General features: G+C 39.1%; 11 protein-coding genes. All 11 read right to left on the minus strand.

Translation table 11 applies throughout. The annotated features are described in order from the left end of the window. Nucleotides 1-5: 5 nt before the first annotated feature. The 11 genes from JOC49_RS08065 to JOC49_RS08115 all read right to left on the minus strand — a co-directional run bounded on the left by JOC49_RS08065 (nt 6) and on the right by JOC49_RS08115 (nt 13,730). The gene (locus JOC49_RS08065) at nt 6-1,817 is read right to left on the minus strand and encodes an ABC transporter ATP-binding protein (protein WP_204664153.1); all 1,812 of its coding nucleotides are present in this window, start codon (nt 1,815-1,817) and stop codon (nt 6-8) included. Continuing rightward, nucleotides 1,814-3,838, minus strand: a complete 2,025-nt coding sequence (locus JOC49_RS08070; protein WP_204664154.1) for an ABC transporter ATP-binding protein — start codon at nt 3,836-3,838, stop codon at nt 1,814-1,816. The genes JOC49_RS08065 and JOC49_RS08070 overlap by 4 nt, the downstream gene beginning before the upstream one ends. After that, nucleotides 3,831-4,277 (minus strand): MarR family winged helix-turn-helix transcriptional regulator, encoded by a 447-nt coding sequence (locus JOC49_RS08075; RefSeq protein WP_204664155.1) that lies wholly within the window; start codon nt 4,275-4,277, stop codon nt 3,831-3,833. The genes JOC49_RS08070 and JOC49_RS08075 overlap by 8 nt, the downstream gene beginning before the upstream one ends. 115 nt (nt 4,278-4,392) lie before the next feature. Then, nucleotides 4,393-5,790 (minus strand): sigma-54 interaction domain-containing protein, encoded by a 1,398-nt coding sequence (locus tag JOC49_RS08080; RefSeq protein ID WP_204664157.1) that lies wholly within the window; start codon nt 5,788-5,790, stop codon nt 4,393-4,395. Between the two features lie 84 nt (nt 5,791-5,874). Further along, on the minus strand, nt 5,875-6,525 hold the full coding sequence (locus JOC49_RS08085) for a 3-oxoacid CoA-transferase subunit B (protein ID WP_204664159.1): 651 nt from the start codon (nt 6,523-6,525) through the stop codon (nt 5,875-5,877). An 11-nt stretch (nt 6,526-6,536) separates the two neighbouring features. Next, complete coding sequence (locus JOC49_RS08090) at nt 6,537-7,184, minus strand: CoA transferase subunit A (RefSeq protein ID WP_204664161.1); 648 nt, start codon at nt 7,182-7,184, stop codon at nt 6,537-6,539. Between the two features lie 243 nt (nt 7,185-7,427). After that, the gene (gene cysS, locus JOC49_RS08095; RefSeq protein ID WP_204664163.1) at nt 7,428-8,837 is read right to left on the minus strand and encodes a cysteine--tRNA ligase; all 1,410 of its coding nucleotides are present in this window, start codon (nt 8,835-8,837) and stop codon (nt 7,428-7,430) included. A 21-nt stretch (nt 8,838-8,858) separates the two neighbouring features. Further along, nucleotides 8,859-9,527 (minus strand): Crp/Fnr family transcriptional regulator, encoded by a 669-nt coding sequence (locus JOC49_RS08100; RefSeq protein WP_204664165.1) that lies wholly within the window; start codon nt 9,525-9,527, stop codon nt 8,859-8,861. Nucleotides 9,528-9,592: 65 nt separating this feature from the next. Then, nucleotides 9,593-10,351, minus strand: coding sequence for a pyruvate formate-lyase-activating protein (gene pflA / locus JOC49_RS08105; RefSeq protein ID WP_204664167.1), 759 nt, complete (start codon nt 10,349-10,351; stop codon nt 9,593-9,595). A 3-nt stretch (nt 10,352-10,354) separates the two neighbouring features. Beyond that, nucleotides 10,355-12,571, minus strand: a complete 2,217-nt coding sequence (pflB, locus tag JOC49_RS08110; protein WP_341534670.1) for a formate C-acetyltransferase — start codon at nt 12,569-12,571, stop codon at nt 10,355-10,357. A gap of 160 nt (nt 12,572-12,731) precedes the next feature. Next, nucleotides 12,732-13,730, minus strand: coding sequence for a lipoate--protein ligase (locus JOC49_RS08115; RefSeq protein ID WP_204664171.1), 999 nt, complete (start codon nt 13,728-13,730; stop codon nt 12,732-12,734). Nucleotides 13,731-13,763: the final 33 nt, after the last annotated feature.

Consider the following 13,763-nt stretch of genomic DNA (forward strand, 5'->3'; position numbering starts at 1 on the left):
GCCTCCTACTTTGCAAATTGACTGGTATAAAGGTCATAATAAAACCCATTTTGAGCGATTAGCGTCTCATGATTTCCTTGCTCTACAATGTCACCTTTGTCCATAACGAGAATTAAATCTGCATCTCTTATGGTGGAGAGCCTATGGGCAATAATAAAACTTGTCCTATTGTTCATTAGTTTAAGCATGGCCGATTGAATTTGTTTTTCTGTCCGGGTATCTACAGAACTTGTCGCTTCATCTAGGATCATAACTTTGGGATCTGACAATATGGCTCTTGCAATTGTAATCAATTGCTTCTGTCCCTGTGATACGTTGGTGGCATCTTCATTTAAAATCATATGATAGCCCCCCGGTAAAGTGTGTACAAAAGAATCTACATGGGCTGATTTTGCCGCTTCAATCACTTCCTCATCCGTTGCATCCAAGCGCCCATACCTAATGTTTTCCATAATAGACGCATTGTATAGCCATGTATCCTGTAGAACCATCCCAAACTGATGTCTTAGACCATGTCTTGAATACGATTTCACATTCCGATTGTCCAGTAAAATATCACCATTTTGAACGTCATAAAAACGCATTAACAGTTTAACCATCGTGGTTTTTCCCGCACCTGTTGGACCTACTATAGCTACCTTTTGACCAGGTGCTACTTCAGCAGAAAAATTATTAATAACCACACGCTCAGGAGTGTAGCCAAAGTGTACATTCTTAAAAACAACATGACCTTTAACGTCTTCTGTAACCGCATCAGCTTCTGCATCAGAAATTTCTTCTGCTTCATCCAAAAATTCAAAAACACGCTCTGCTGCTGCCACCGTTTGCTGGAGTATATTTGACACATTTGCAAGTTGACCAATAGGTTGGGTAAAATTTCTTACATATTGGATAAAGGCTTGAATATCACCCACTTCTATTAGCCTTCTCGTTGCTAAAGTAGCTCCAAGCACTGTAACAGCAACATAACTAAGATTTCCCACAATGTTTATAACCGGCATCATCATTGACGAAAGAAATTGCGCCTTCCAAGATGTGTTGTATAAGGCATTGTTATAACCATCAAAAGTTTCAGCACGCTCAGCTTCTGCACCAAAAGCTTTTATTTCAATATGACCACTAAAAGACTCTTCAATATGCCCGTTTACATGGCCAAGTTCTGCCTGTTGACCTTTAAAATATTTCTGGGAGTTTTTAATAATCATCATAACCAGTATCATGGAAATTGGAATGCTTAAAAGTGCAACCAGCGTCATAGTACCACTAATAGATAACATCATGACCAAGACGCCAATAACAGTTGTTGCAGACGTAATAAGTTGTGTCAAACTTTGATTCAGTGTATTACTAACCGTATCCACATCGTTTGTGATTCTGGATAAAACTTCTCCATGATTCGTCTCATCAAAGTATTTAAATGGCATCCTGTTCATTTTCTGTATAATTTGATTACGCATATTGTAACTCACTTGCATAGAGACACCGGACATAACAAACCCTTGAATATAGGAAAAAAGTGCACTCAACCCATATAGTCCAGCAAGTGTTAAAAGGATTCCAGATATATAGTTAAAATCAATGCCAACAGACGCATCAACCATACGCCCCATCACGCCTTGAAAAAGTCGCGTAGTCGCTTTACCCAGCAACTTAGGCCCAACAATCCCAAAACCTGCACTTGCAGCCGCAAAAATAACGACAATGATGATTTTTATTTTATAGGCACTCAGATAAGACCAGAGACGCTTCAAAGATTTTTTGAAATTCTTTGGTTTTTCGCCCATTGCTACTTGACCATGTTTTCTTTTTTCACTCATGACAGTTCCTCCACATTTAACTGTGAAAGCGCAATTTCACGATAGACAGAACACGTCTCCATTAACAGACTGTGTGTTCCTTGGCCCACCAATTGTCCTTCATCCAGCACCAAAATCTGATCTGCATTCTTAATAGAAGCTACACGCTGTGCAACAAGTAATACTGTAGCCGTTTCAAGTTCTTCCTTTAGAGCATGTCTCAGATTTGAATCTGTTTTAAAATCTAGTGCAGAAAAACTGTCATCAAATAAGTACAGTTTTGGTTTTTTTGCAATCGCGCGTGCAATCGCGAGTCTTTGTTTCTGCCCTCCAGATAAGTTTGCACCACCTTGTGAAACTTGCGTTTGCATCCCATCAGAAGATGCCTCCACAATATCTTTTGCTTGAGCAATACGTACAGCCTGATCCATTAAATCAGTTGAGACATTTTTATGCCCTAGTTTAAGATTGGATTCTATTGTCCCCTGAAACAGTAAAGACCTTTGAGGCACATAACCAATCATTGCTCTTAAATCAGCAAGTTTCAAATCCTGAATCGAAGTCCCATCTATCGAAATTTCACCTGAAGAAAACTCATAAAACCTTGGGATTAGTTTTACCAACGATGATTTTCCAGATCCCGTTGATCCAATAACACCCGTAAATGTTCCAGGCTCTAGGGTAAAGGAAATATCTTTAAGAACTTCCTCTTCTGCACCTGGATATTTGAAACTCACTTGATTGAATTCCAATTTCCCTAGGCCATTTTCCTTGAGATCTTTGGGTTTAATGGGATCTAAGATTTGAACTTCAGACTCCAAGACTTCCGCTATTCTTGCAGCCGATACCGATGCACGTGGCACCATAATAAACATCATTGAAAGCATTAAAAACGACATGATAATTTGTATTGCGTACTGCATAAAAGCCATCATATCCCCTACTTGCATTGCCGATGCATCAATTTGCTTTGCACCAATCCACACAATAATCAAAGTTACGCCATTCATGATAACGGTCATGGCAGGGAATAAAAACACCATAATACGATTGACAAACAAATTTGTTTGAGTCAATTCTTTATTGGCAACATCGAATCGATTTTCTTCAAATGCTTGAGTATTAAAGGCCCGAATCACCATCATGCCCGTTAAATTTTCACGTACAACTCGGTTTAACCCATCCACCATTTTTTGTATGGCTTTAAATTTAGGCATTGTAATTGAAAAAATCAAAATTACAAGACCCAATAAGATAAGAACGGCAAGTGCTATAATCCAGGACATAGATGTACTCTTTTCAAGTGCTTTCAAGATACCACCAACACCTAACAAGGGGGCATAAAAAAGCATTCGAATCATCATAACCATCAAATTTTGTATTTGAGTAATGTCATTTGTGCTTCTGGTAATTAAGGAAGCCGTTGTAAAGCGGTCCATTTCATAACTTGAAAATTTAGATACCTTTTCAAATACAGATTTTCTAAGATTGCGTCCCATACCAGCTGCGACTCTTGCAGCTATAAAGCCTACTGCAATGGAAGCGACCGCACCCAAAAGCGCAAGCAAGAGCATTTTACCTCCAACACCCAAAATATATGTTCTTTGAATGGATTCAATATCGACACCTATGGATTCAGAATATGTCACTATACCAGCAAGGGTCATCTTCATTAGAGTTGCTTCATCAACTTCATTGGCATTTGTCATTTTAGCAAAAATAGATACCGTGCTCTGCTCAAGTGCCGATAAAGAGGCTTCATCCAAATCTTGCAGCTCATACATAGAATTAACTTCTATATAGGAAAGACGCCACAAATCTTTTTCAGAGTCTGTAAGAAGGGCCTGCATGTCTAAAAAATCATCCCCTTCAATCACTGGGAAAACGGCCCTTTCGAACCCACTTTCCTGTATGCCCACATCAACCATATCTGACATATAATCCGGCAGTGCCAGTTCAGCAGTCACCTGCAAGTACAACAAGCCAATCGCCACTATCAGCAGCAGTGTGAAAGGCTTTACGAATTTCATTAACTTAGTCATGTTTATCACCTTTTGTCAGTAAGCGTTCCAAAACACTTAGCCCTTCCTTAATCTTTTCGCGTTCTTCAACGGTCGCCTTTTGAATTCGGTCCGTCCAAGCGGACTCAACTTTCTTAAATTTCACTTGAGAATCTTTCTGAAAAGTATCTGTTAATGCCACCAGGACAACCCGTTTATCTGCTTGAAGTTTTTTCCTGCAAACCGTTCCAGACTTTTCCATTCTATCCACTAGTTCAGATACCGTGCTCGGAGAAAGACCCATTTTGTCTGCAAGATCACTCATTCGCAAAGGACCTTCATGAATCAAAAGTCCAATAATCATGCCCTGTGGTCCAGTTATAGAAGGGTCTTCCATTTCCTTCACCATAATTTCATGCAAGGACATCTTAATTTGCTTCATAAGTTTTAGAATATCCATAGCCGATTCAAATTGATCCATATTCACCTTCAAAAAAAAATATTTCGCACCCGAAGTTTCGGATACGAAATATATTTTACGCTTTTTGCTTTAACTTGTAAACTCAAATTCAACAAATTCACAAACTGTTTAATATTTAATCCAAACCATATTTGGTCATTTTTTTATAAAGAAGTGTTCTGTGTATGCCTAAAATCAACGCCGCTTCAGTTCGATTGCCTTTAGCCTTTTCAAGCGCTTTGAGAATGACACGTTTCTCAACAGTTTCCATAACGGCTTTCAAATCCCCTTCTAAAGTTTCCGAAAGTTGTAAATCCTCGAGCACAAGCCCACGCTCATTTGATACACTCACAACGTAATCTGGCAAATCAGCAATGGTTATGGTTTTTGTTCGTGCTACTTGAACAGCGCTTTCCACAACATTTCGAAGTTCTCTTACATTACCAGGCCAAGCATAGGATTCCAAACAGTGTCTGGCTTCCCTTGAAAACCCACTTGGCCCACTTTCCCTGGTAAATTGTTTTAGAAAATGTGACATCAAAAGCGGAATATCCCGCTTACGTTCCACCAAGGGTGGCAATTTAATTGGGATTACATTTAGCCTATAATACAAATCACTTCGAAAACGTCCTGTTTCCACGCAAGTTATTAAGGATTCATTCGTCGCCGAAATAAATCGAACATCCAAATTGATTCTTTGATTTCCCCCAACACGTTCCAGTTCTCTTTCTTCTATTACCCGAAGAAGTTTTACCTGCATATCCATAGGCATGGCACTGAGTTCATCTAAAAAAATCGTCCCCCCATTGGCAAGTTCAAATTTTCCAACTTTTCCATGTGTCAAAGCACCAGTAAAAGCACCTGGTTCGTATCCAAATAATTCAGACTCAAAAAGCGCTTTGGGTATACTGGCGCAATTAATTCTGATAAAAGGTCCATACCGCCTATGACTGGCTTCATGGATTGCATGTGCGAAATATTCCTTACCCGTACCACTGCCACCTTCAATCATAACACTTGAGTTTGTTTCAGAGGCTCTTTTCGCTAAATCAATAAGCGTTAGCATGGTTGGATCATTTGTCAAAATCTGTTCAAAAGAGTACTTTGCCAAATTCAGCCGTTTTAGTTCCTGTTTGTATCGCTTTACATGGGCCTTCATTTGCTCCAAGTGATCTGATAAATGCTTAATTTCAGCAATATCTTTAAACAAAATTGTTCCAACAGCACCAATAACCACACCTGACCTAATAATTGGAATTCTAGACGTTAAAACCTGATGACCGTTTATCTTTTGTACGTCTCCCATCTCAGGGATACCCGTCTCTAAAACAATATGCAATCTTGTATTTTCAATCACTTCAGTCACATGCTTGCCAATTACATCTGCCTCTTTTACATGAAGGAACTTCTCATACTTAAATTTAACAATCTTGCCTGCACCATCAATGATAATCAAGCCTTCATATGCTTTTTCAATAAATTCATCTAGAATTTCCATTTCCCACTTTAGTTGTTCATACGATTTTTCAGACATAATTCCCTCTATTAGCGTTCTTTACTGTTACTATACCATATGTAAAAAACTCCGGCTATAATTTTAGCCGGAGTCAAATCCACTTTATACTTCCATTTCTCTAATATCTTCTGGAATAATTAACTTCGCTTCCGTAACCTCTTGTATGTCTTCAATTGAAAATTCAGGGTTGAATTCCACAAGTTTAAGGCCTTCTGGCGTCACATCTATAACGCCCATTTCAGTTACAATTTTGCTCACTTTTCCAGCGGCTGTCAGTGGCAATGTGCATTTTTTCATAATTTTAATGTCGCCTTTGGCAGTATGTGTCATGGCCACTATTACTTTTTTAGCACCACCGACCAAGTCCATAGCACCGCCCATTCCAGGAACCAATTTCCCCGGAATCATCCAATTGGCAAGATTCCCTTCTTCATCCACTTGTAGTGCACCGAGCACAGTTGCATCCAAGTGTCCACCCCTTATAATTGCAAATGACATGGCACTATCAAAAAACGATCCGCCCGGCAAAATTGACACAGGCATTCCGCCGGCATTAACAAGGTCCATGTCTACATTTTCTTCAGAAGGCACAGGCCCTATACCTGTAAATCCATTCTCAGAGTGCAATATAATTTCAACACCCTCTGGAATATAATTTGGAATTAACGTTGGCAATCCGATACCCAAGTTCACAACATCGCCATCTTTAAATTCTTTTGCAACACGACGTGCAATTCGTTCTTTTACATCCATTTTAACCCCTCCTATGCCTTCACAATATAGCTAACAAAAAGTCCAGGTGTCATTACCAAATGTGGATCTAGCGTTCCGGTTTCAACCATTTCCTGAGCTTCTACGATCACTGTCTCTGCCGCCATAGCCATTAATGGATTGAAATTTCGAGTTGCTTCATTATAGAATACATTTCCCTTTTCATCTACTTTTGACCCATAGAGCAAGGCCACATCGGCTTTTAAAGCTTTTTCCAGCAAATAGGTTTTTCCATCAATAATCAAATGATCTTTACCTTCTGCAACCGGTGTTCCCACACCTATGGGTGTTAAGACACCGCCCAATCCAGCGCCACCTGCTCTGACCTGCTCTGCCAATGTTCCTTGAGGCACCAAATCTACTGCTAATTTTCCCTCATTCATCAATCGGCCTGTCTCTTTATTGGTTCCAATGTGAGAAACAATCACTCTTTTCGCCTGTCCACTTACAACAAGCCTTCCAATGCCCCGATCAACAAACCCCGTGTCATTTGCAATAATTGTAAGATCTTTAACGCCGCTTTCAATTAAAGCATCCACTATAGCATGTGGCGTTCCACATGCTAAAAAACCACCAATCATAACAGTCATACCATCTTTAACATGAGCAACAGCTTCTTTCATGGATATGAGTTTTTTCATAGTCTAAACCTCCTGATTTTTTATCTTAAATAGATATCGCAAAATTCATGCCAATAAAAAAGGATACCCCCAATACATTAGAAATACCCCTTTTTATAACCCATACACGCCAACCGTATTTACTTTTCAGCATAGCTTGTATCATTTCTACTACATTATAAAATAAAATAGCTTTAAACCATCGTGGCGAACCATTTTTGATACACAGAAAACCTATGTTTTGTTCATTTTCCGAACATATTTTTAATCAAACTTCCAAGTAACACCATCAGGTGTGTCTATTAATACAATGCCTTTAGACTTAAGTTCATCTCGAATTGCATCAGCAGTTGCCCAATCTTTTGATTGTTTCGCTTCATTCCGCTTCTTAATTTGAGCTTCAATCCAAGCTGTTTGTTCTGCATTCACATCCGCTTCAGAATCTTCAACCGTAAGCAAATCTAAAGATAATACGCCGTCCATCTCATGAATAAGATACGCTTTTTCCGGTTCAGAGATATCAGACTTAAGAACATCGTATAAAACTGTAATTGCATTGGCCGTGTTTAAATCATCTTCAAGAGCCTTTTTAAAGTTATTTCGCAAGGATTGGGCAGAACTTGATAACGATTCTATGCCCTCTTCTAGATTGGCATACTGGGCTGTCCTGCGTTTGAGCTTTCTATATGCAGATTGTGCCATTTCCAAACTATCAAAACTAAAAGCAAGTTGCTTGCGATAATGAGAATTCAAAACATAATATCTGTAACTCAAAGGCTCAAATCCCTTTTTCGCCAACAAACTAAGTGTTAAAAACTCACCTGAAGATTTACTCATTTTACCACTGTTGTCTACAAGAAACTCTGAATGCCACCAATATTTGGTCCAGTCTTTCCCAGTAAAAGCTTCAGTTTGGGCAATTTCATTGGTATGGTGAACCGGTATATGGTCTACCCCACCACAGTGGATGTCCATCTGGTCGCCCAAATTGGTTAAAGAAATAACCGAGCATTCAATATGCCAGCCTGGATAACCAACGCCCCAAGGAGATTCCCACTTCATGGCTTGATTCTCAAATTTTGATTTCGTAAACCACAAGACAAAATCTTGTGGGTTTTTCTTATGCACGTCAATTTCAACATCATCTCTATGCGCAACTTTAAGTGTGTCAAGATCCAATTTAGACAATTTGGTATACCCTTCAAATTTAGAGATATCAAAATAAACATTCCCATTGGCAAAATAAGTGTATCCCTTTGCTTCAAGTCCTTTAATAAACTTTATATAGTCCTGAATATAATCTGTCGCTTTTGCGACAACACTTGGTTTTTGAATCATCAATTGCTTACAATCCTCAAAAAAAGCTTCTGTATAGTAAGCCGCAACTTCCCAAACTGTCTTGTTTTCTCGAAGGGCGCCCTTGAGCATCTTATCTTCCCCTTCATCAGCATCAGATTCCAAATGCCCAACATCTGTGATGTTCATGACACGATTGACCTCATAGCCAATGTACGCAAGTGTTTTTACCAAAATGTCTTCATGAATATACGTTCTCAAATTACCGATATGTGCATAATTATAAACCGTTGGACCACACGTATACATTGAAACCTTTCCAGGTACGATTGGCTCAAAATCTTCAAGACTTCTACTCATTGAATTGTAAAGTTTCATATTCTCCCCCAGTATAAACGATTAAATTAAAGCCCTCAATTTATGGACGTCGTAAATGCATATTTTTCTAGAACTCACGAGCTTTATAAGCCCCATTTCTTGAAAAAGTTGAAGTTTTCGAGACATTGTTTCACGCGCAATACCCGCATAACTTCCCATTTCTTCTCGATTCATGGTTAAAGTCAGTAGAATTCCCTCATCTGTGCTTTCGCCAAAATTTTCAATTAAATCTAGTAAAAGCCCTATCACTTTTGCATCAGGATTTGTACTCGATAGGCGTTCAACCAAACTTTCAGCCCGTGTAATCCGTTCATATGCTTTTTCAAAAATTTTAAGCGTAATCTCCGGATTGGATAAAACAATTGCGTCAAAAGAAGATTTTTCTAGCATACTTACAGTTGTTGGCTCTAACGCAACCGCATTAAAATCAAACTCATCCGCCTTAAGCAAATTGAAGGCACCAATAAAATCGTCTTCTGCCAGTATATAGAGAATCTGTTCCCGACCATCCGGCATCGTTTTATAAATTTTTATTTTACCGGCACAAACAATATAAAGCTTATTGGCCATTTCACCTTGTCTAAAAACAAATTCTCCTTTTTTAAAAGTCCCAGATGAAACCCCTTCGGAAACTTTTTCAATTTCAGAATCCGTAAGCGCAGACAAAAGCGGTACGTTATGAATACACATAAGTTTGCCACATTTGATACAATTTTCCCGATTACACTTTTTAGTTACGATAACGTCACCATTTCCTATACAGCTTTTTGTGAAGGCGATGCCATTTGCATCCTTTTTAAATGTTGATTAACATATGCTTCAAACAATTGCGCACGTTCTGGATCCATTTCAGGCACACTTGCAAAAACATAAGGAAGATTCATCGCCTCATATTTTTCTACTCCTGATTTATGATACGGCAAAATTTCAATTTTATCAACCCTTGAAACCACGGGTTCTATGATTTCAAGAAGCCTATCCATCACATCATAGGCGTCCGTTTCTTTAGGGATCATCACATGCCGCACTGTAATTTTACAATCCGATTCTTTGAGCGACTCAATGAAATGCCTAAGCCCCTTTAAAGGCTTTCCAGTTAACGCTTCATGTGCTTTGTCTGTTACATGCTTAACATCCAAAAGAACATGATCGGTATGCTTTAATACAGCACTGTAATATTTTGATGCTCCATAACCCGACGTGTCTAAACACGTATGAATACCTTCTGCCTTAAGCGCTTCAAAAGCAAGGGCGACGAACTCACCCTGCACAAGCGCCTCGCCCCCTGAAAACGTAACACCGCCTCCAGAAGCGTCATAATAAGATTTATAGCGTTTTGCTTTTTCCACAACTTCTTCTATCGAAAGTCGTTTTGTGCCCATAAAATGCTGGGTATCTGGATTGTGACAATAGTTGCACCTTAGGGAACACCCTTGAAGAAAAAAAACAGTACGTATGCCTGGACCATCCACAAGGCCCATTGTCTCTATAGAATGATAAGAGGCTGTTATCATAACTTACACCCTTTCATGAAATGTTCTTTGAATAACTTCCAGTTTCTGTTCACGGGTCAAACGGTTAAAATGCACTGCATATCCAGAAACCCGAATGGTTAACGTTGGATACTTAGATGGATTCTCCATAGCATCTAACAGGCGCGCTCTAGAAAGTACATTCACATTTAAATGAAATGCCTTTTGATTGAAATACCCATCTAGTAAACCTACGAGATTTGTTCGCCTGTCTGTTTCAGTTCTGCCCAACGCACTGGGGACAATTGAAAATGTATTTGATATGCCATCTTGGCAAACATTTTCAAAAGGAAGTTTGGCAACTGAGTTCAGTGACGCTAACGCACCATTATCATCTCGCCCATGCATCGGGTTTGCACCGGGGGCAAATGGGGCACCCGATTTTCTGCCATCAGGTGTGGCACCCGTTTTTTTACCATAAACCACATTAGACGTTATGGTTAACACAGACAAACTATGTTCTGCTTGCCGATAGGTTTCATGCTTTTTAAGTTCGCTTGAGAAAAACTCAAGTACTTCTACTGCCAAATGATCCACACGGTCATCATCATTTCCAAATTTAGGATAGTCCCCTTCTACTGTGTAGGAAACTGCAATGCCATTTTCATCTCTTATAGGCCTAACTTTAGCGTACCGTATAGCACTTAGTGAATCCGCCACAATTGATAGCCCTGCTACACCAAAAGCCATATACCTGTGAACACTTGAATCATGTAGGGCCATTTGACCACTTTCATAAGCATAATGATCGTGCATATAGTGGATGGTATTCATGGTGTTGACATAGAGCCCAGCCAACTCACGCATTACCTTTTTAAAATTAGCCCAAACCGCTTCGTATTCAAGTTGGTCTAAGTTCATAGGCTCAATTGAATCAATTACTTTGATTGGAAGTCCTTCATGGTCTTTTTTCATTTCGTCTTGCCCCCCATTAATGCCATAAAGAAGGGCCTTGACCAAGTTTGCTCGGGCACCAAAAAATTGCATGTCTTTTCCAATTCGCATAGGCGATACACAACACGCAATCCCGTAATCATCCCCATAAATCGGTCTCATAAGGTCATCATTTTCATACTGTATTGCGCCCGTCTCTATGGACATTTGCGCGCAATACCGCTTAAAATTTTCTGGAAGATCTTTTGACCAAAGCACCGTCATGTTTGGTTCCGGTGCAGGTGTTAAATTGGTTAACGTGTGTAAAAACCGGTAGGCTGTTTTAGTCACAAGCGGTCTACCATCTTCACCCATACCACCTATTGACTCAGTAACCCATGTTGGGTCACCCGCAAATAAAGTGTTGTAATCAGGTGTTCTCAAATGTCTAACCATGCGCAATTTAATGACCAACTGATCAATAAGTTCCTGAGCTTCCGCTTCCGTCAAAACCCCTAAACGAATATCTTTTTCAATATATATGTCCAAGAATGCCGTGTTTCTGCCCAAAGACATGGCTGCGCCGTTGTTCTCTTTAACAGCAGCCAGATACCCGAAATAAAAATGTTGAATGGCTTGTCTGGCATTTTCTGCTGGATGAGATAAGTCATAATTATAGGATTGAGCCATCTTTTCCATTTGTTTAAGTGCCTTGACCTGCATTGAAAGTTCTTCTCTTTTCCGAATGGTTTCAGAATTTGCAGGCAAGTTTTCTAAATCTTTTAAATCAGATTTTTTAAACTCAATTAGGGCTTTAGTGCCATAAAGGACAATTCTACGGTAGTCACCAATAATTCTGCCACGTCCGTAAGCATCTGGAAGCCCTGTCAGCAGGCCGACACTTCTTGCCGTTTTCATATTTGACGTGTAAGCATCAAAAACACCATCGTTGTGCGTCTTTCTTTGTTTTTTGAAATTTTCAGCCATTTCTGTGTCAATTTCCACATCATAAGCATCTAAAGATGCCTCAAGCATTCTAAAGCCCCCATAAGGGTTCATGATTCGCTTTAGAGGTTCATCTGTTTGAAACCCTAAAACCACCTCGTTTTCCACATCTAAATAGCCCGCATCAAAAGCATCAATTCCAGAGAATACTCGCGTTTCAATGCCAATAATACCCGCTTCAATCTCTTTTTCAATTAGCTTTTCTGCTTTAGACCAAACCTCTGACGTCTTTTTACTTTTGCCTACTAAAAATGAAGCATCCCCATAATAAGGTGTGTAATGGTCTTGTATAAATTCTCTCACATCAATTCTATTTGTTTGCACAGCATACCCTCCTACTGAATTCATTTCATTTAATTTTCTTGAGTACAGTATACAATATGCAAAATAAAATTAATGTGACTCGGCGCACGGTTTTCATTTTAAATAAAAAAACCTTTTCTATGCTTCACACGTCAAACATAGAAAAGGTTCTCTATTCCCTCTACAGTGTCCAAGTATCAATCCAATTGTAAATTTCATCCAACATTGGTTGATGGTCATTTGACACTTTTAAATCTTTTACAGTTGCTTTCAATAAAGTTTTATCAAGCTTCATACCATTAAAAAGTGTTCCAACAGCATCCACCAAATCCGTAGACATGGCATCGGAATAAACTGCGCTTTCTTCTATAATACCACCTTTGAGTTTAAAGCTTATAACAAGCTCGCCCCATGTAAACTTTTCTTCAAAAGTCACATCGAAATCCGGCGTTTTTCCAAACAACCAGTCCCATGATGCGTAATGGTGATATCGATCTTTGGCATCTTCAGGTGCATCGTTCTCTGAAATATAAAAAGTATCTTGTGGCTGTGTGTAAACAGCAGAAAATGCTTCCGATACAGCTTGAATGGTGTTCTCTATGGTCATTTCAGGATTGAGTTCTTTTAAATTTATAACTCTAGATTTAACAGATTCAACACCTTTCGCATTGAGTTTTTTCATTGATACGTTAAGATATTTCCCCAAATTGGGCATATCCACGTCAATTAATAGGGTTCCATGATGGTAATAATTCTCTTTTCCATAATAAAAAGCATTTCCAGAGAACTTTCGACCCTCAGCCAAAATATCATTTCGTCCTGAAAATTCGGCTTCTATTCCCAGTTTTTTTACACCTTCCAATATAACCTCAAGCTGTTTGTGCAAGTTTTCATGCTTCTTATGCATCACAAATGTAAAGTTTAAATTGCCTAAATCATGATAAACAGCGCCACCGCCTGAAAGCCGTCTGGCCACTTTCCCACCGTCAGCTTCTAATTCACTTACACGAACTTCACGCCAAGGGTTTTGGTGTTTTCCGATTACAACGGTATGCTGATTTTGCCATAAATATAAAATCACTTCATCTGGATCCACACAATTCACTAAATATTCCTCAAACGAAAGGTTGAACCACGGATTTGTAGATTTTGAAATATAGACTTTTGTTCTTAAAGACATGCACGCCTCCTTCATAGTATATGTATTTTCTTC

Source organism: Fusibacter tunisiensis (assembly GCF_016908355.1).
Classification (GTDB): Bacteria; Bacillota; Clostridia; order Peptostreptococcales; family Acidaminobacteraceae; genus Fusibacter_D; species Fusibacter_D tunisiensis.

Excerpts from the sequence above, each read along its gene's own strand:
- JOC49_RS08065 (WP_204664153.1), bottom strand. The coding sequence starts at position 1,817 with ATGAGTGAAAAAAGAAAACATGGTCAAGTAGCAATGGGCGAAAAACCA.
- JOC49_RS08070 (WP_204664154.1), bottom strand. The coding sequence starts at position 3,838 with ATGACTAAGTTAATGAAATTCGTAAAGCCTTTCACACTGCTGCTGATA.
- JOC49_RS08075 (WP_204664155.1), bottom strand. The coding sequence starts at position 4,277 with ATGGATCAATTTGAATCGGCTATGGATATTCTAAAACTTATGAAGCAA.
- JOC49_RS08080 (WP_204664157.1), bottom strand. The coding sequence starts at position 5,790 with ATGTCTGAAAAATCGTATGAACAACTAAAGTGGGAAATGGAAATTCTA.
- JOC49_RS08085 (WP_204664159.1), bottom strand. The coding sequence starts at position 6,525 with ATGGATGTAAAAGAACGAATTGCACGTCGTGTTGCAAAAGAATTTAAA.
- JOC49_RS08090 (WP_204664161.1), bottom strand. The coding sequence starts at position 7,184 with ATGAAAAAACTCATATCCATGAAAGAAGCTGTTGCTCATGTTAAAGAT.
- cysS (WP_204664163.1), bottom strand. The coding sequence starts at position 8,837 with ATGAAACTTTACAATTCAATGAGTAGAAGTCTTGAAGATTTTGAGCCA.
- JOC49_RS08100 (WP_204664165.1), bottom strand. The coding sequence starts at position 9,527 with ATGTGTATTCATAACGTACCGCTTTTGTCTGCGCTTACGGATTCTGAA.
- pflA (WP_204664167.1), bottom strand. The coding sequence starts at position 10,351 with ATGATAACAGCCTCTTATCATTCTATAGAGACAATGGGCCTTGTGGAT.
- JOC49_RS08115 (WP_204664171.1), bottom strand. The coding sequence starts at position 13,730 with ATGTCTTTAAGAACAAAAGTCTATATTTCAAAATCTACAAATCCGTGG.